The organism is Lactobacillus sp. UMNPBX15 (assembly GCF_002553785.1).
GTDB lineage: Bacteria > Bacillota > Bacilli > Lactobacillales > Lactobacillaceae > Lactobacillus > Lactobacillus crispatus.
This window is the reverse complement of the sequence record NZ_PCYV01000001.1, coordinates 1-16,954: the sequence shown is the minus strand read 5'-3', so window position 1 is coordinate 16,954 and position 16,954 is coordinate 1. Positions and strand designations below refer to the sequence as shown.

General features: G+C 36.4%; 19 protein-coding genes. 14 read left to right on the top strand and 5 right to left on the bottom strand.

Annotation, left to right across the window (positions count from 1 at the left end):
- Nucleotide 1: 1 nt before the first annotated feature.
- From atpD to CP366_RS00070, 7 genes are all read left to right on the top strand, one after another.
- A complete protein-coding gene (gene atpD / locus CP366_RS00100) occupies nucleotides 2-1,441 on the top strand; it encodes a F0F1 ATP synthase subunit beta (protein WP_005718775.1) in 1,440 nt (479 codons plus the stop codon).
- Between the two features lie 11 nt (nucleotides 1,442-1,452).
- A complete protein-coding gene (locus tag CP366_RS00095; RefSeq protein WP_005718776.1) occupies nucleotides 1,453-1,893 on the top strand; it encodes a F0F1 ATP synthase subunit epsilon in 441 nt (146 codons plus the stop codon).
- 66 nt (nucleotides 1,894-1,959) lie between these two features.
- Nucleotides 1,960-2,190 (top strand): DUF1146 family protein, encoded by a 231-nt coding sequence (locus tag CP366_RS00090; protein ID WP_089146308.1) that lies wholly within the window; start codon nucleotides 1,960-1,962, stop codon nucleotides 2,188-2,190.
- Nucleotides 2,191-2,273: 83 nt separating this feature from the next.
- Nucleotides 2,274-3,263, top strand: coding sequence for a rod shape-determining protein (locus CP366_RS00085; RefSeq protein WP_013086112.1), 990 nt, complete (start codon nucleotides 2,274-2,276; stop codon nucleotides 3,261-3,263).
- A 13-nt stretch (nucleotides 3,264-3,276) separates the two neighbouring features.
- On the top strand, nucleotides 3,277-3,570 hold the full coding sequence (yidD, locus tag CP366_RS00080) for a membrane protein insertion efficiency factor YidD (protein ID WP_089143154.1): 294 nt from the start codon (nucleotides 3,277-3,279) through the stop codon (nucleotides 3,568-3,570).
- Between the two features lie 8 nt (nucleotides 3,571-3,578).
- Nucleotides 3,579-3,806 (top strand): DUF2969 domain-containing protein, encoded by a 228-nt coding sequence (locus tag CP366_RS00075; protein WP_013086114.1) that lies wholly within the window; start codon nucleotides 3,579-3,581, stop codon nucleotides 3,804-3,806.
- A 21-nt stretch (nucleotides 3,807-3,827) separates the two neighbouring features.
- Complete coding sequence (locus CP366_RS00070) at nucleotides 3,828-5,021, top strand: FtsW/RodA/SpoVE family cell cycle protein (RefSeq protein WP_013086115.1); 1,194 nt, start codon at nucleotides 3,828-3,830, stop codon at nucleotides 5,019-5,021.
- Between the two features lie 81 nt (nucleotides 5,022-5,102).
- Here the strand turns inward: CP366_RS00070 and CP366_RS00065 are convergent, their stop codons facing one another.
- The 5 genes from CP366_RS00065 to rpsD form a co-directional block, all read right to left on the bottom strand.
- Nucleotides 5,103-5,567 (bottom strand): universal stress protein, encoded by a 465-nt coding sequence (locus tag CP366_RS00065; protein ID WP_005718784.1) that lies wholly within the window; start codon nucleotides 5,565-5,567, stop codon nucleotides 5,103-5,105.
- Nucleotides 5,568-5,627: 60 nt separating this feature from the next.
- Entirely contained in the window at nucleotides 5,628-5,909 is a 282-nt protein-coding gene (locus tag CP366_RS00060; RefSeq protein ID WP_005718786.1) for a hypothetical protein, read from the bottom strand.
- A 310-nt stretch (nucleotides 5,910-6,219) separates the two neighbouring features.
- A complete protein-coding gene (locus CP366_RS00050) occupies nucleotides 6,220-7,527 on the bottom strand; it encodes a replication-associated recombination protein A (RefSeq protein ID WP_013086116.1) in 1,308 nt (435 codons plus the stop codon).
- Nucleotides 7,528-7,995 carry a YueI family protein gene (locus tag CP366_RS00045; RefSeq protein ID WP_089146306.1) on the bottom strand — a complete coding sequence of 156 codons (468 nt, stop codon included), beginning with the start codon at nucleotides 7,993-7,995 and terminating at the stop codon, nucleotides 7,528-7,530.
- Between the two features lie 91 nt (nucleotides 7,996-8,086).
- Entirely contained in the window at nucleotides 8,087-8,698 is a 612-nt protein-coding gene (rpsD, locus tag CP366_RS00040) for a 30S ribosomal protein S4 (protein WP_005721374.1), read from the bottom strand.
- Nucleotides 8,699-8,982: 284 nt separating this feature from the next.
- Between rpsD and ezrA the strand changes: the two genes are divergently transcribed.
- The 7 genes from ezrA (at nucleotide 8,983) to CP366_RS00005 (ending at nucleotide 16,500) form a co-directional block, all read left to right on the top strand.
- Nucleotides 8,983-10,695: a septation ring formation regulator EzrA gene (gene ezrA / locus CP366_RS00035; protein WP_089147794.1), complete on the top strand. Its 1,713-nt coding sequence runs from the start codon at nucleotides 8,983-8,985 to the stop codon at nucleotides 10,693-10,695.
- A gap of 87 nt (nucleotides 10,696-10,782) precedes the next feature.
- Nucleotides 10,783-11,943 carry a cysteine desulfurase family protein gene (locus CP366_RS00030; protein ID WP_089147795.1) on the top strand — a complete coding sequence of 387 codons (1,161 nt, stop codon included), beginning with the start codon at nucleotides 10,783-10,785 and terminating at the stop codon, nucleotides 11,941-11,943.
- Complete coding sequence (gene thiI / locus CP366_RS00025; protein WP_089147796.1) at nucleotides 11,943-13,160, top strand: tRNA uracil 4-sulfurtransferase ThiI; 1,218 nt, start codon at nucleotides 11,943-11,945, stop codon at nucleotides 13,158-13,160. Before CP366_RS00030 ends, thiI begins: the two co-directional genes overlap by 1 nt.
- Before the next feature lie 399 nt (nucleotides 13,161-13,559).
- Nucleotides 13,560-14,348: a helix-turn-helix domain-containing protein gene (locus tag CP366_RS00020; RefSeq protein ID WP_089147797.1), complete on the top strand. Its 789-nt coding sequence runs from the start codon at nucleotides 13,560-13,562 to the stop codon at nucleotides 14,346-14,348.
- 89 nt (nucleotides 14,349-14,437) lie between these two features.
- Complete coding sequence (locus CP366_RS00015) at nucleotides 14,438-14,953, top strand: hypothetical protein (protein WP_089147798.1); 516 nt, start codon at nucleotides 14,438-14,440, stop codon at nucleotides 14,951-14,953.
- 267 nt (nucleotides 14,954-15,220) lie between these two features.
- Nucleotides 15,221-15,736 (top strand): Panacea domain-containing protein, encoded by a 516-nt coding sequence (locus CP366_RS00010; protein ID WP_148239134.1) that lies wholly within the window; start codon nucleotides 15,221-15,223, stop codon nucleotides 15,734-15,736.
- An 11-nt stretch (nucleotides 15,737-15,747) separates the two neighbouring features.
- A complete protein-coding gene (locus CP366_RS00005; protein WP_023488089.1) occupies nucleotides 15,748-16,500 on the top strand; it encodes a hypothetical protein in 753 nt (250 codons plus the stop codon).
- The last annotated feature ends 454 nt before the right edge of the window (nucleotides 16,501-16,954 follow it).

Genomic DNA, 16,954 nt, shown 5'->3' with positions numbered 1-16,954 from the left:
TTTGAGTGAAGGTGAAATCGTTCAAGTAATCGGCCCAGTTGTCGATGTTAAATTCCCAATTGATAAGAATTTACCTGATATTAACAATGCCTTGCGTGTAATTAAGTCAGAGGATGAAAGCATTGTCCTTGAAGTTACACTTGAGCTTGGTGATGGTGTCTTAAGAACGATCGCCATGGAATCTACCGATGGTCTTCGTCGTGGTATGAAAGTCGAAGATACTGGCGGTCCAATTTCCGTTCCAGTTGGTGAAGATACTTTAGGACGCGTGTTTAACGTTTTGGGTCAACCAATTGACGGTGGTCCAGAATTTTCAAAAGATCACCCTCGTGAAGGTATCCACAAGGAAGCACCTAAGTACGCAGACTTGACTACTAGTCGTGAAATTCTTGAAACTGGTATCAAGGTTATCGACTTGCTTGAGCCATATGTACGTGGTGGTAAAGTTGGTTTGTTCGGTGGTGCCGGTGTTGGTAAGACTACTATCATTCAGGAATTAATTCACAACATTGCTCAAGAACATGGTGGTATTTCCGTATTTACTGGTGTTGGTGAAAGAACTCGTGAAGGTAACGACCTTTACTTCGAAATGAAAGCTTCAGGCGTTTTAAGTAAAACGGCCATGGTATTTGGTCAGATGAACGAGCCGCCTGGTGCCAGAATGCGTGTTGCGTTAACTGGTTTGACACTTGCTGAATACTTTAGAGATGTTGAGGGTCAAGACGTGTTGCTCTTTATCGACAATATCTTCCGGTTTACTCAGGCTGGTTCAGAAGTTTCAGCTTTGCTTGGTCGTATGCCAAGTGCCGTTGGTTATCAGCCAACTTTAGCAACAGAAATGGGACAATTGCAGGAAAGAATTACTTCTACTAAGAAGGGTTCAATTACTTCAATTCAAGCCGTTTATGTTCCTGCCGATGACTATACTGACCCAGCTCCATCAACCACATTCGCACACTTGGATGCTACTACTAACTTGGAACGTAGCTTAGTAGAACAAGGTATTTATCCAGCTGTTGACCCACTTGAATCTTCATCAAGTGCCCTTGACCCTGAAGTTGTTGGTGAAGAACACTATGAAGTAGCTACTCGAGTACAACATGTTTTACAACGTTACCATGAATTACAGGATATTATTTCTGTTTTAGGTATGGATGAATTGTCTGATGAAGAAAAATTGATCGTTGCACGTGCACGTAAGGTCCAATTCTTCTTGTCACAAAACTTCTTTGTTGCAGAACAATTTACTGGTGTACCAGGTTCATATGTTCCAATTAAGGAAAGCATTAAGGGCTTTAAGCTTATTTTGGATGGTCATCTTGATGACTTACCAGAAGATGCCTTTCGTGGTGTCGGCCCAATTGAAGATGTTTTGAAGAAAGCACAAGAAATGGGTGTAACTCCAAGTGATCCAGAAGCTAAAGCTTTACTAGAAAAGTAGGGTGATGTCAAATGGCAGATCCAGAGAAGCTTTTTAAAGTAGATGTTGTAACTCCTAATGGAATGATTTATTCACATCGTGGAAGTATCGTTGATGTACGTGCCGTTGATGGTGAACGTTCAATCATGTATAACCACGTACCACTTTTAACTCCACTAGTTATTAGTGAGGTTAAGATTAAGCGAAGCCGTGAAATGGATTCAGTAGTTGATCATATTGCGATTTCCGGTGGCTATATTGAGTTTTCGAATAATGTTGCTACGATTATTGCAGATAGTGCTGAACGCGCAAGAAACATTGATGTTTCTCGTGCTGAGGCAGCGAAGCAACGCGCTGAGCAACGTTTGAAGGAAGCACGGGAAAAACATGACGAACAAACTATGGCACGTGCTGAAGTTGCTTTAAGACGAGCAATGAACAGAATTAGCGTGTACAATACTAAAGGTCACTAGAAGAAGAAAGAGACGAATGCACAAAATGCTGCATCCGTCTTTTTTTGTCAAAATTGAGGAAAATATATGTTTCAATTAGGCATTCATGCCATTATTAGTATCATTATATATTTGATTGCGATTGGCTTATCTTTTCAAGCAGTTAAAGCAATTCAACTAGATAAAATTATTCGTAAAGGCCATGTTTTTGAAACGCAATTATTATATTTATTTATTGCAATTGGCTTAGGCTTTTTAGTTGGCAATTTTGTCATTACTTTTATCGATACTTCAATGCAATTGAGTAATTTGTTTTAAAGATTGTGTTAAAACAAGGACAGTAAAGGAAAGTCATGATTATTTATGGTAAAATGGACGATGAATAATTATGGAGGGTTATCGTGGCACGAGATATAGGAATTGATTTGGGGACAGCAAACGTACTGATCAATGTCTCTGGTAAAGGTATCGTATTAAATGAACCTTCTGTTGTAGCTGTAAATACCGATACAAACAAGGTAGTTGCAGTTGGTTCAGAGGCATATGAGATGGTGGGAAGAACTCCAGGTAATATTCGAGTAATTCGCCCCTTGAAGAATGGGGTAATTGCTGATTTTGACATTACCGAAGCAATGCTGTCTTACTTTATTGAAAAATTAAATGTAAAAGGCTTTATGTCCAAGCCAAATATTTTGATTTGTGCTCCTACTGGAGTTACTTCAATTGAACAAAAAGCAATTATTCAGGCAGCTGAAAAGTCTGGTGGCGGCAAGGTTTATTTAGACTTTGAACCTAAAGTTGCGGCTGTTGGTGCAGGCTTGGATATTTTTAAACCGCAAGGTAATATGGTGATTGATATCGGTGGTGGTACCACTGACGTTGCAGTTTTATCAATGGGTGAAATTGTAACTTCTCAATCATTACGTTATGCTGGCGATCGGATGAACCAGGCTGTCATCAGTTACATTAAGAATAAGCATAATTTGTTAATCGGCTCTAGAACTGCTGAACAAATTAAGATTGAAATTGGTAGCGCCTTTGAACCAGACCAAGATGAACAAATTACTGTTCGTGGTCGTGACGTAGTTGATGGTTTGCCTAAGCAGACTACAGTTACTGCACCAGAGATTCAAAAGGCTTTAGAACCAGGCTTGATGTCAATCATTGCAGCAGCTAAAGAAGTATTGGAAACAACTCCACCAGAGCTTTCAGCAGATATTATTGATCGCGGAATCATGCTAACAGGTGGTGGAGCCCTATTAAAGAATATTGATAAGTTGATTTCTTATTATTTGCAAGTTCCAGTTTTAATTGCTGATCATCCATTGGAAGCAGTAGCTTTAGGAACTGGTACTTTGCTTAAAAATATTGAAAAGCATCAACGTCACTAAGTGAGGAAATTACTTGCGTAAGATTTTGATTTTTATTGTACGTATTTATCAGACAGTGATTTCACCGTTATTACCACCAAGTTGTCGTTATTATCCCACGTGTTCTAATTATATGATTGACGCGTTGAAAAAACATGGCCCAATTTTAGGGTTAATTATGGGAATTTGTCGTATACTAAGGTGTAACCCTTTTATTAGGGGCGGGGTAGATCCAGTTCCTGATAATTTTACTATTTTTCGAAATCCACATCCGGATCGATATGAAGACCCGATTATATCTTCTAAGTTTCATCCGGATAGCAAGTAGGAGGATTTATGTCTAAAAAGTTAGAAAATATTGATATTGAAGTTAATGAACTTAAAGGAAAGAATTTACCAACTTGGGAAGTTATTATTCCTAACAAGAAGTCCATTGGTTTAATTGAAAAGGTGGAAGGTCGTTATCGCGCTACTACTTCTAAGACTAGTAATATTTTATTTGCTAATAGTCTTGAAAGCAGTATTAACGATTTACTTTCATACTTCACCTTACATGAAAAATAAAATTTAAGTAGTGATTGTTTAATGGCAAAAGTTGAAAATGAAACGAGTCTATTCGATCGATTAGCCTGGAATATTATTATACCAGTGCTACTCTTGGCTTTAATTAGCTTGTATTGTATCTATGTTGCTGCATTAGGTGATCCTAGTCATATTGGTTCACCTGTTAGGGCAGTAGTTATGCAGGCATTATGGTACTTGATTTCAATTGCAATTATTGTGGTTGTGATGCAGTTTGATGCAGAACAGTTGTTTAAGATTGCGCCAATTTTCTTTGGAATCGGAATATTTTTGCTGATTGCGGTGCTATTCTTATATAACAGAAGCGTAGCTGCAGATACAGGTGCGAAAAGTTGGTTCAAACTAGGGCCCATTACTTTTCAGCCTTCAGAAATTATGAAGCCAGCTTTTATCTTGATGTTGGCTCGAGTGGTCAAAGAGCATAATGATAAATATGGTCACACGATTAAGACCGATTGGTTGTTATTAGGCAAAATTATTGCTTGGCTGGCACCGGTAGCAATTTTACTAAAGTTACAGAATGACTTTGGTACTATGTTAGTATTTATTGCCATCGTTGGTGGCGTGGTTTTAGTATCAGGGATTTCTTGGAAAATTATTGTACCGTTATATGGTATTGTGATTTTAGCAGCTATTGGGGTTATTGTATTAGTAACTACGTCGGCTGGGCAATCATTGTTGAGTCATTTCTTTCAAGCATATCAATTTGAACGAATTAAGTCTTGGCTCGACCCATCTGGTGATACTTCATCAGGAGCTTATCAGTTATGGCAAAGTATGAAGGCAATCGGTTCGGGTCAGCTATTTGGTAATGGCTTTGGCAAAGCTAGTGTTTATGTTCCAGTTCGTGGATCAGACATGGTTTTCTCGGTAATTGGTGAAAACTTTGGTTTTGTCGGCTGTGTAGCATTGATTTTGATTTATTTATACCTGATTATTCAAATGGTAAAAATCTCGTTCGATACCAGAAATGTATTTTATTCATACATTGCAACTGGTGTTATCATGATGATCTTGTTCCACGTATTTGAAAATATTGGGATGAATATTGATTTATTGCCATTGACAGGTATTCCATTGCCATTTGTTTCTCAGGGTGGTTCAGCTCTGATGGGAAACATGATTGGGATTGGATTAATCTTGTCGATGAAGTTCCATAATCGTGATTACATGTTCAGTACGGCTGGCGATTTTTAGAAATAACATTAAAAAAATACCTCCAAAAATTCAAATCTGAATTTTGGAGGTATTTTTTTATCGGTTATTAAAGCTAAATAATTAGCCTTGCAAAGCATCCTTAACTTCTTCAGTACGACATACCAAGACGTCACATTTAGAAGTTCTAGTTACATATTCAGTAACACTACCGATGAGCAGACGTTCAACGGCGTTCAAACCAGTAGCACCCACAACGATTAAATCAATATTGTGCTTCTTAGGGAAGTCATGTCCAATGATTGTCTTAGGTGAACCAAATTCAATAGAGTAGTGAACATCTTCAGCACCAGCCTTAGTAGCACGAGCTTGGTAATCCTTCATTCTCTTTTCAGCATCTTTAGAAACTTGTTCTACCATTGCTGAATCAAAACTTGAAACATTTTGGAAAGAACGAGTATCGATTACGTGTAAGATTTCTAGTGTTGCATGGTTACGCTTGGCGATGGCTACAGCCTTGCTGAAGGCCAAGTCAGCTTCTTTTGAACCATCAACTGCAACTTGAATATTCTTGTATTGTGAAAGCATATATAAGCACCTCTTCCTATATTCTATTTTACCAAAATTTTGCTTGTCATTAGTGAATTATTATTCTTTATTTTGAGTAATTGATAAACCAAAAGCCAAAATAGTTAATGAAGCTAAGAATAAGGTGATTAAGTTCAAATATTTATTACCCATGAATAGCAAAATAATTCCTAAAATACTTTCAGCTAAAAGGGCGACTGAAGTCCACTTAAGAATATTGCTCAAGCGTGGATCGCCACCAATGTCATAAATTAAAAAATGTCCGTTCCTTCTGTGCCACATGTACCATGAGGTTAACAGTAGGAGAAGGATAAAAATAATCATTACAATCTTTATTGCCATTTAACAGTCTCCACTATAGAAAAAGACGGTCAATTGAGACCGCCTTTTTTAATATTCTAAAGAAATCCGAGTTGTCTAAACATAGCATAATGACGCTTGTTGAACCCGCAATGTTCAAAATTTTAGCTGGCATCGCAGCGAATATGGATCCTGCAACAAGGCAGTATTCCGATTCGGTAGTTATTTGCCAACTCCCACGTCTTATAGTTTGATCGGTCAACTTTATACATTTAAGCTTGTCGATCAACTCAGATCACTTATTATAATACGCATATTACAGGTGCTTGTCAACCATATTGAATGCGCGAGATTAGTGATTATTGCGCAAGTTATCAGATTGCATTTGTTTTAATTTTTGATAGGTTGCCTTATATCTAGCTTCGATTTTAGAATTGCCTTTAGGTGCAAAGTAGCTGGCATGAAGTAGGTTATTAGGCAAGTATTGCTGTGCTACCCAATCATTTTGATAATCATGAGGATAAAGGTAGTTCACGCCATGTCCAAGCTTTTTGGCACCAGAGTAATGAGCATCTTTTAGGTTGGCGGGAATTGAGTCAACTTTTTTGGTTCGAATATCAGCTAGTGCAGCATCAATTGCTGAAATGGCACTATTGCTTTTGGCAGAAAGAGCTAACTCAATAACCGCATTAGCCAGTGGAATTCGTGCTTCAGGCAAGCCAACCATTTGTGCAGCTTGGATGGCTACTATAGCGTGTTCAGCTGCGGCTGGATCGGCTAGTCCAATATCTTCGTAGGCAATTACTGCTAGTCTTCGACAGATAGAGACTAAGTCACCAGATTCAATTAATCGGGCAAGATAGTGCAGCGCTGCATCTGTATCAGAGCCACGAATTGATTTTTGAAATGCTGAGACTAGATCGTAATGTCCATCACCAGAAGCATCAAAGTTTTGCACCTTCATTTGAATTGAATCAGCCATTTCTTTTTGAGTGATGATAATTTTTTGATCATCTTGGTGTTTATCTTGCAATTCTTGCTTAGTTGAAAGAACAGCTAATTCTAAACTATTCAAAGTAGACCGCAAATCACCGTTGCCTTTTTCAATCAAAAGAGCACGCGCATCATCTGTTAATTCAACATTATATTTGCCTAGACCTTTTTCTTTATCGTTCAATGCGCGATCGATTGCATGAGAAGCATCATCTGTAGAAAGAGGCTTTAATTCAAAAATTTGGCAACGTGAACGAATAGCAGGGGAGATCGAAATATAAGGGTTCTCAGTAGTTGCCCCAATTAAAATAATTTGTCCCGATTCTAGCAAAGGCAGTAAGAAGTCCTGCTTAGTTTTGTCCAAACGATGAATTTCGTCCAGCAATAAGACAACTGTCCCACTCATTTTGCCTTCTTCGGCTACTTGTTGCAATTGCTTTTTGCCGTCAGTAGCTGCATTGAGCTTTCTAAAGGCATATTTAGTTGAGCCTGCAATAGCACTAGCAATACTTGTCTTACCGATGCCAGGAGGGCCGTAAAGGATCATTGAAGACAGAAGTCTAGCTTCCACCATTCGGCGAATAATTTTGCCTGGACCAATCAGATGCCTTTGACCAACAACTTCGTCTAAATTAGTTGGTCGCATACGATATGCTAATGGTTTCATTTACTTATCTCCGTGAAAAAGTTTATGCCAAAAACTTTCTTTTGTTTTAGGTGCGGCTAATTCTTCTTTAGGAAACTCAGGTGGATAAACTTGCTTTAGCTCAATTCGTGGTCGATTGATAGCGTTCTTCGCTACAACTAGTACTGCCGTATCATGTGGTCCTGTTTTTGCGGTTTCATTGTTAACTAAAGTGAAGGGAATATCATAGTTGCTGCAACTGGCTTCAACGTCTCCCAAGAAGCCATCATCAGTGATATTGCCATTGATCAAAATAGTATAGCCCTTAAAGTCAGTGATATGTTTAAGAAATAGGGCAGTTAATTCAGGATTTTTAACTTCAGTATTGTCCATACGGATTAAGCAGCGCTCACGTAATGAACCTAAAAATCTGCGGCGTTCATCAGGCTTAGTTTGTGGAGTAATACCTTGAGCTGCTTGTTCAACACGTTTATTTAAATCTTCAGTCATCTAATCATCCTTTCTTTTTATGTACTTATTGTAGCAAAGAAAAAAGCCTTTCTCGATTGAGAAAGACTTTCGACAAAATAAAATGTAAAAATTAAAGTAACTTGTTGTACCATTCAACAACTAAGGCTTCATCAATTTCTGGTTCCATTTCGTCACGTTCTGGCAAACGTACAAGAGTACCTTCCATTTTGTTTTCATCAAATGAAACAAATGATGGACGAGCAGTAACTGCTTCTAAGGCATCCTTAACTTGTTGTAAGTTCTTTGACTTTTCCTTCAAGCCAATAGTTTGACCAACCTTGACTTCGTATGAAGGAATGTCAACACGTTTACCATCAACAGTAATGTGACCGTGGTTTACCAATTGTCTAGCTTGTTCTCTAGTAGTAGCTAAACCAAGACGGTAAACAAGACTGTCCAAACGACGTTCAAGCAAGATCATGAAGTTAACACCGTGTTGACCTTCACGAATCTTACCAGCGCGGGTGAACAAAGTTCTAAATTGACGTTCGTTTAAGCCGTACATCCAACGTAACTTTTGCTTTTCGTGCAATTGTTGACCGTATTCTGACAAACGACCGCGGTTGTTAGGACCGTGTTGACCTGGAGCGTAGTTACGACGAGAAATTTCCTTACCAGTACCTGAAAGGGAAATACCCAATCTTCTTGAACGTTTCCAACTTGGACCTGTATATCTTGACATAAAAAATCCTCCATAAAATTTAAACAATAATTTTTGGAGTAAAATATTAAGCATAAGTTCAACATTCGTGCATCTTGGATTTACATTTTCGCCCAATGCAGCGCGGGTTACTCGTTCACTAAAGCGTTTCAAGATGTTGACGTTCTTGTCACTTATTGCTGCAAATATTTTACACGAATAGTATTATATAGAGTTCAGAATAATAAATCAAGAAAATAGAACAGCTTTTTGCACCTATTAGGGTCAGGTTTTGTTATAATTATGATAGTTTTGGAGGATAAACTATGTCATCAATTCAAGCTATTATAATTATTGCCGTGGTGATCCTAATCATTGTCGTAGTTGCAGCAATGCTAATGATCAATCGTAAACAACTAAAAGAAATTGAAGCGATTGATGCAGCAGTGACTGAAATTGAGAAGATGCATCTAGAAGATGATATTACGCGACTGGATAAAATGGATTTGGCCGGCGAAAGTTTAACTACATTAAATACTTGGCGCAAGAGCTACACTGAAGCGGCTAAGAAAAAATTACCGCGAGTGCATAAGCTAGTTGAAGAAGCTGCTAATGAAAATGCAACTTATCGCTTGTTTAAAGCAAGAAAGAATATTAAACAAGCAAAGGAGATTATCAAGCCAACGCTCGAAGATGCTCGTAACACCAAGGCAGTTTTCACGGAACTACTTGAATCAAATAAGGAAAATCAAATTCAATATGATGCTTTGATTAAAGTTTATCGTGAATTAAGAAAAGATATCTTAGCCAATTCCTTTGAATATGGTGCTGCGATTGATCAGGTTGAAGATCAACTAGCATCAATGGAGAGTGACTTTGAAGAAGCAAAAAATCTTTCTTCACAAGGTGATCATGTTGAAGCTAAGCGAGTTTTGTCCAAGATTCGGATGTCTTTGGGTAACTTACAAAAACGCTTAAAACCGCTAAAAGAGGGTTATCATCAACTTGAAGTAGTGTTCCAAGATCAGCTTAAGGAATTGTCTGATGCTTATAAAAAAATGATTTCAGAAAAATATTACCTTACTAGCGTAGATGTTTTGGGCAGAATCAAGGAAATTCATGATGAAATTAATGGTGCGCGCAAATTGCTAGCTGAGACTAAGGTGAATGAATTAGCCAAGGAAAATAAAAAGATCTCTGGCGAAATTGACGATCTATATGATGTTTTAGCTAAGGAATACAAGGCAAGACCATTTGTTGAAAAAAATCAAAGTAAAATGCTGACTTTGATCTCACATCAGCAAACCGCGTCAAAGAAGCTGGTAGAAAAGTTGCGGCATATTGATGAGAGCTATGAATTGACTCATGGCGAATTGGAAAAGAGTAAAGACTTAGAAAAAGAAGTCAATGAAATGTACCATCAGTACACTATTGATACACAGAATATCGCAGATGGTAAGGGTGTTTACTCTGCTATTCAAGATTCATGGCTCCAGATGCTAGATCGCCTGCGTGAAATTGATGCAGAGCAGGCTAAGATGTCAACTGACGTTGATGGACTTTATGATTCTGAAAATGTAGCTAATGATTCAATCAAGCGCTTTAAGCAAGAAGTTTCATTAGTTTACCGTCGACTTGAAAGACGAAATTTGCCAGGTAATCCTGATAGCTTTGTGCAAATGTATACTTTAGTAGTCAACGAGATTGGCCATGTCAGCAACGAATTAAGTCAGGTCCGGATTAATATGGAAAAGATCTCAGCTGAATTAATTCAAATTTCTGATGATGTGGAGCGGCTTAAACGTGAAGCAGATGACATCATTAATTCCGCTAACCTAGTTGAATTGACGATGCAGTATTCAAATAAATATGCAGATAAGGATTCAATTGCGCAAGCACAAAAGACAGCAATGCAGCTATATAATGAATATAACTATAAGGAAGCCCTTGATACAATTGCTACAGCAATTGAAAAGGTAGAGCCAGGTAGTTATCAACGACTTGAAAATGCATATTATTCAGAAGAGAAGAGTAATTAATTGAAGCGATTCATTATTTAAGCTAAAATTGAAAAGTCTTGAAACGGTCAAGCGATTGGCCGTTTTTTAAATGAAGGGGTAATGATAGTGATTTATTTTGATAATAGTGCAACAACAAAGATAGATCCACAAGTATTGGATACTTACAATAAAGTAGCGACTAATATTTGGGGCAATCCTTCGAGTTTGCATAAGATAGGTGATCGTGCACACCAATTGCTTGAGGCGTCACGTAAACAAATTGCTGATTTGCTGGGGACTAAGCAGCATGAAATTTTCTTCACTTCTGGTGGAACAGAATCAAATAATGCCGCAATTAAGGGGACTGCAATTCAAAAGCGTGAATTTGGTAAGCATATTATCACTTCTAGCGTGGAACATGCATCTGTAGCCAATAGTTTTAACGCGTTAGAGAATTTGGGTTGGCGCGTTACCAGATTGCCAGTTGATAAGGAAGGCCGAGTTAACGTTAATGACTTAAGAAACGCGATTGATTCTGATACAACTTTGGTTTCAATCATGGGCGTTAATAACGAAATTGGCACCATTCAACCAATTGATGAAATTAGCGATTTGCTTGAAAATTATCCAACGATTCAGTTCCATGTTGATAACGTTCAGGCACTTGGCAAAAATATTTGGGATAAGGTTTTTACACCAAGAGTAGACCTCTCGAGCTTATCTGCACATAAGTTCCATGCACCACGTGGTATAGGTATTTTATATAAAAAAGAGGGCAAGATGCTCACACCTTTACATGATGGTGGTGGCCAAGAAAAGGGCCTGCGTTCAGGTACTGAAAACTTACCAGCAATTGCGGGAATGGCTAAGGCAATTCGTTTGCTTTTGCAAGATGAACCAGAAAAAGCACAGCGTGAAGCAGAAATTAAGGCTAAAATTGTTGATTATCTAAAAGATAAACCAGGGATTGATATTTTTTCACCAGTAAGCGATGGCTTTGCACCACATATTCTTTGCTTTGCTTTAGAGGGAATTCGGGGCGAAACTTTGGTTCATACGCTAGAAGATCAAGATATTTATACTTCAACTACTTCTGCTTGTGCATCAAAAACAGCAGATGAAGCCAGCACCTTGGTTTCTATGCGAATTGATGATAAGATTGCTACTAGTGCAATTCGTTTAAGTTTTGATGAGACGAATACGCTTCAAGAAGCGGATGAATTTATTAAGGTCTTTGACAAGATTTATAATCATTTTGCTAAAATTAATCATTTGGGAGAAAATTAATGGAATACACAGAAGTTATGGTTCGCTATGGCGAGCTTTCAACTAAGGGGAAGAACAGAAAGGACTTCATCAATCGCTTAGCAAGTAACGTTGAAAAAGTTCTTAAGGATTTCCCACAAATTGAATTTCATCCTCGTCATGATCGGATGCACATTGTCCTGAATGGCGCATCATTCAAGGATGTTGACCAACGTCTGAAGAAGGTATTTGGAATTCAAACTTACTCACCAGCAATTAAGATTCCTAAGACTCTTGAAGATATTGAAAAGACTTCTTTGGAATTGATGCAAGAGACTTTTAAGCCAGGGATGACCTTTAAGGTTAATACTAAGCGTAGTGACCACAAGTTTGAATACGACACTAATCAATTGAATAATCTGGTTGGTGACTACTTGTTTGATCATATGGATGGCTTGAAGGCTGAAATGAAGCATCCTGATTTGGTCTTGAGAATTGAAGTTCGTCAAGATGCCGTTTATATTTCTAATCAGTTGCTCCATGGTGTTGGCGGGATGCCCGTTGGTACTGCTGGTAAGGCTGTGATGATGCTTAGTGGTGGGATTGATTCTCCAGTTGCTTCATGGTTAGCATTGAAGCGCGGAGTAGATATTGAAATGGTTCACTTCTTTAGTCCGCCTTATACTACTGAAAAAGCATTGGCTAAGGCTAAGGAATTGACTGGTATTTTGGCAAACTATGCTGGTAAGATTAATTTTATTGCCGTACCGTTTGCTGAAATTCAAGAAACGATCAAGGAAAAACTGCCAGAAGGCTATTTGATGACTGTGCAACGTCGTTTTATGTTGCAGCTTGCTGACCGCATTCGTGCACAACGTGGCGGCTTGGCTATCTTTAATGGTGAGTCAGTTGGTCAAGTTGCTTCTCAAACTTTGCAATCAATGGTGGCTATCAATGATGTAACTACTACTCCGGTTATTCGCCCAGTTGCAACAATGGATAAAACGGAGATTATTGCCAAAGCTGAAGAGATTGGTACCTTTGATTTATCAATTCAACCTTTTGAAGATTGTTGTACAATTTTTGCTCCACCGCGTCCTAAGACTAAGCCAAAGTTGGAAAAAGCGCGTGAATATGAAGCTCGTCTTGACGTTGAGGGCTTGATTCAGAGAGCTTTAGATGGTATTGAAGTTACGTCGATTTATCCAAATGAAAAGTTTTTGGATGATAAGGCTCAGGAAGATAAAGATTTATTGTAAGAAAAAAGAATTGCATTTCTTAAGCTGTTTAGCTTAGGGGATGCAATTCTTTTATTTGTCCTAATAAAAATAGTCATTTACGAAGATTTCAAGATTTTTGTATCAACTATCTATATTTTAAATATGGAATAAATATTGTTAACAAGGGAGAAATTATTAGGATGAATAAAAAGATTAAAGTTACTAGTGTTGCTGCTTTAGCATTAGCTAGTTTAGTGTTGTCCAATGTAAATTTGAGTAATGAAGTTAGCTTTAAAGAAGTAATTGATTTTTAGATAACAAAGCAAAGAACATTAACCGAAAATGGCGAATGCTATTTTTGCCTGTTCACTGATAAATTTGTTAAAAATGATCAATTAGCTATGTAAACCAAGAATTTATTAAACAAAGGGGTTAATTATGTTAGTAGGCGAACGTTTAAAAGAGGTCCGTAAATCTTTGAAGTTAAATAAAACGCAGATGGTATCTGGTACTATTAGTCGATCTTTTTACTCTCGAGTTGAAAAAAATGAAAACATGATTAACGCCAGAGATTTGATGGAAATTATGTATTCCCATGAAGTGCCGATGGTTAAATTTTGCCAAGGATTAGGCAATACTCGGCCTCAAATTTATGCTTATCATGAGAGAATTTTATATGCTTATTTAAAAAAGGATGTAGATGCTCTGAATGATATTTATCATAAAGGTAATTTTGCAGATCTGAGAATTAAAAGTTTTATTATTCTGCTAATTTCTAAGCTTGAAGGGCAAACTGAAGAGGCAAAGAAGATAATACAGCAAGATCCGAGCTACAATTGTTTGCAGGGGAATAACTGGAATGAAGAAAGTCTCTGGTTTACTTTTTTTATCTTAGATCTTTATGATTTTAACCAAGTTCGAAATTTGATTGATATGTTTTTCAATAAGTATCATGCCAAAAATGTAGATGAATATACGATGCGTTTGGTGTCTAGAATTTTAGTTAAATATTTAGATCTTTGTTTTAAGCAAGGTAAAAGAAATAATGAGATGAATCAGGCAATCAAGTTTTTGAAACTTTTACCAAACAAGGTTGAATTTGGAATCTATAAGATTCTAGCAACTTATTACGAAGAATTATTAGATAATAATTTTGAGAATGCTCAGTTGATTGCTGATCTTCTGCAAGATGAAGATTTGGATTATGAGAATGTATCTGATAAATAATTGTGCAAATATGAAGAAAAGACTGTATTTTTTCAATAAAGAGATACAATAAGACAGAATTTAAAGTTATTTAGAAAGTGTAAAAACTGATGAAGAAGATTTTTAAATGTGGCTTAATCGTGGCAGGGATGCTCGCATTGGCTCCAATTAGCATGACAGCCGTCAACATACCAACGCCTGTTTATGCTGCACAAAAGATTTATGGCATGGGAAAAATGTATACAATCCCTAAAAGCTTGCGTGGGACTTGGTATTCTAAATCTAGAAAGGTTAGAATTACTGCTCATACTTATAATGGTAAAACTGTTTATCATCAAAATACGAAGGCTATTCCAGAAAGAATCTGGAATCCAAGTAATAAGGCACAGATGCGAGAACAGAATCGTTTGATACATGCAACTAGAAACAAACTAGCGGGTTACTATACTAATCGTGCTGGTGGTAAGTACTTCACTGTTGCTCCTTGGATTGGTTTTGAAGAGTGGGACATGTTTAAAGCTAAGACTATGAAGGTTAATGGCAAAACCATTAAGTATCTTGATTATTCTAATGGCTATACAGGTACTAAGTTCTTCAAGAGTAGAAGCTTAGCTAGGAAGTATTAGTTTAAAAACAGCTTATGTGATTTTAAGCTGCTTTTTTGATTGGAAATTGAAAAGTTTATTAATCTTTAGAAAAATAAGTTTAATCAGTATCTAAATTAAGAATAATTATTCTAGAATTTAAAAGTCTTTAAATAAATAATTCTTTAATTTCTATTTATCAACATCTAGTGTTCTACTATCAAAACAACGTCAGATATCTTGTAGTTGTAGCTAGAAACGTGCTATGATACCATAATTATGAGATATTTCATAAGGGGGCTGGAAATTATGGCAGAAAGTTTAAAGACTCAAGAACCTATTGCTGTTGCAAACTTCGTGATAAATTTGGCTAATGAGAACAAGCTATCTGTCACTAATTTGCAACTTCAGAAAATTTTGTTCTTTTTGCAAGGCTATACTTTAAGTAAATACCAAGTTGGAATAGTTAATGGTAGTTTTTCAAAATGGCAATATGGTCCTGTTCAAAAGAATGTATATCGCACTTTTAGAGATAATGGTGCTAGTCCAATTACAAATGAGTATTCAGATGCTTACTTTGATGAGTTAGGACAATTTAGAACTCAGACTCCTGAGATGAAAAGTATAGATAATAATGTGCGAGATGTACTTAAAAGTCTTGTACTTAAATTGCTTAGAATTCCCGTATGGAAGCTAGTTGATTTAACTCATAAGGATCCTAGTTGGTGTAATTATAAAGATGAAATAATGGAATATCAGGCATCTGATTATAGAAATGAAGAAATAGAATCATGTTTTGTTAATAATGAAGCAGAATTGAAATAACTTGAATTTTTATGAGTAATAAGAAAAAATTTATTAAAGATGTCATACAGCAATTTACTGTGAAAATAAATCAAGATGAGGCTAATGATCAGTTGATCCATAGCCTTATCTTTTTGGGTGAACATGAAAGTTACTGCAGATCATATCCAGAAATTAGTGATATTATTTATCATCTAGAAAAAGATAAGTTTCACATACTGAAAGAAAACTTTGCCTTATTAGATGAAATTACTGAAAACAAATTTGCTGCATTATTGAGTAATGAAAAGATAGCACCAGAAAATGGAAAAGGTGAAAAAATTGATAATCTTTTACGTTTTGAACGCCATATTAAATTAAGTTGTTATCAAAGAGATTATATTTTAAGTCAGACTTCTGATGCTGAACGTAGTGCAAGGGATGCTGAAAAGGTGGCTAAAAAGGCTAAAGGTAAAGTAGGCCACATTTATTCCGAGTTTGTGGGTATATTAGCGATTTTTACAGCTATGTCTTTTGCAATGATGGGTTCAGTTCAAGTTTTAGGAAATTTATTCCATGATGTTAAACTTTGGGGTAAAAGTTCGATAGGATATGCTCTAGTTATTGGTGGTATATATATTCTCATCATGTATTTAATAATAATGATTCTGCTAGTGGGTATGAAGAAGTTATATGGTGATGATGATAATGATTATAAATTTACACCTAAAATTGTTAGAGCAGTTATTGAAATAAGTATATTTATGATAGTTACTGGAATATTAAGTATCTGGATGCTCAAATAATACTAATACCTATTAAGAAAAGCCACTTCAGCTTATAGGTTGAAGCGACTTTTTATTGTCCTCGATTTCCACGATATCTATGTCTCACTTGTCTCTATCTCAATCTTAATTTTAAAAATTGAGGTTGTCAAATATATTGACTCACGATTTAGATGCTTAATTACAGCTGTAATCACAACTTAATCCACGATTAAAGGTGTAAGTAGGCAAAAGAGTGAGTCAATTTGGCTATGGCGTTTTCTTCTTAACTTTATTAAGAAGAAATAAGAAAATAGAATATTTGGCTAAAAAAGAACCGCAAAGAAAAAAAGGATAATGCATTAAACTGCATTATCCTTTTTCAAATTTCCCTATAAACTAGCTAATAACATTGTAAGTGTCAATATTTTTGCGGTAGGCTGTGAACCATTAGTCTAACCTTAATTTCTTAAATATTTATCTGATTTATTTTCCT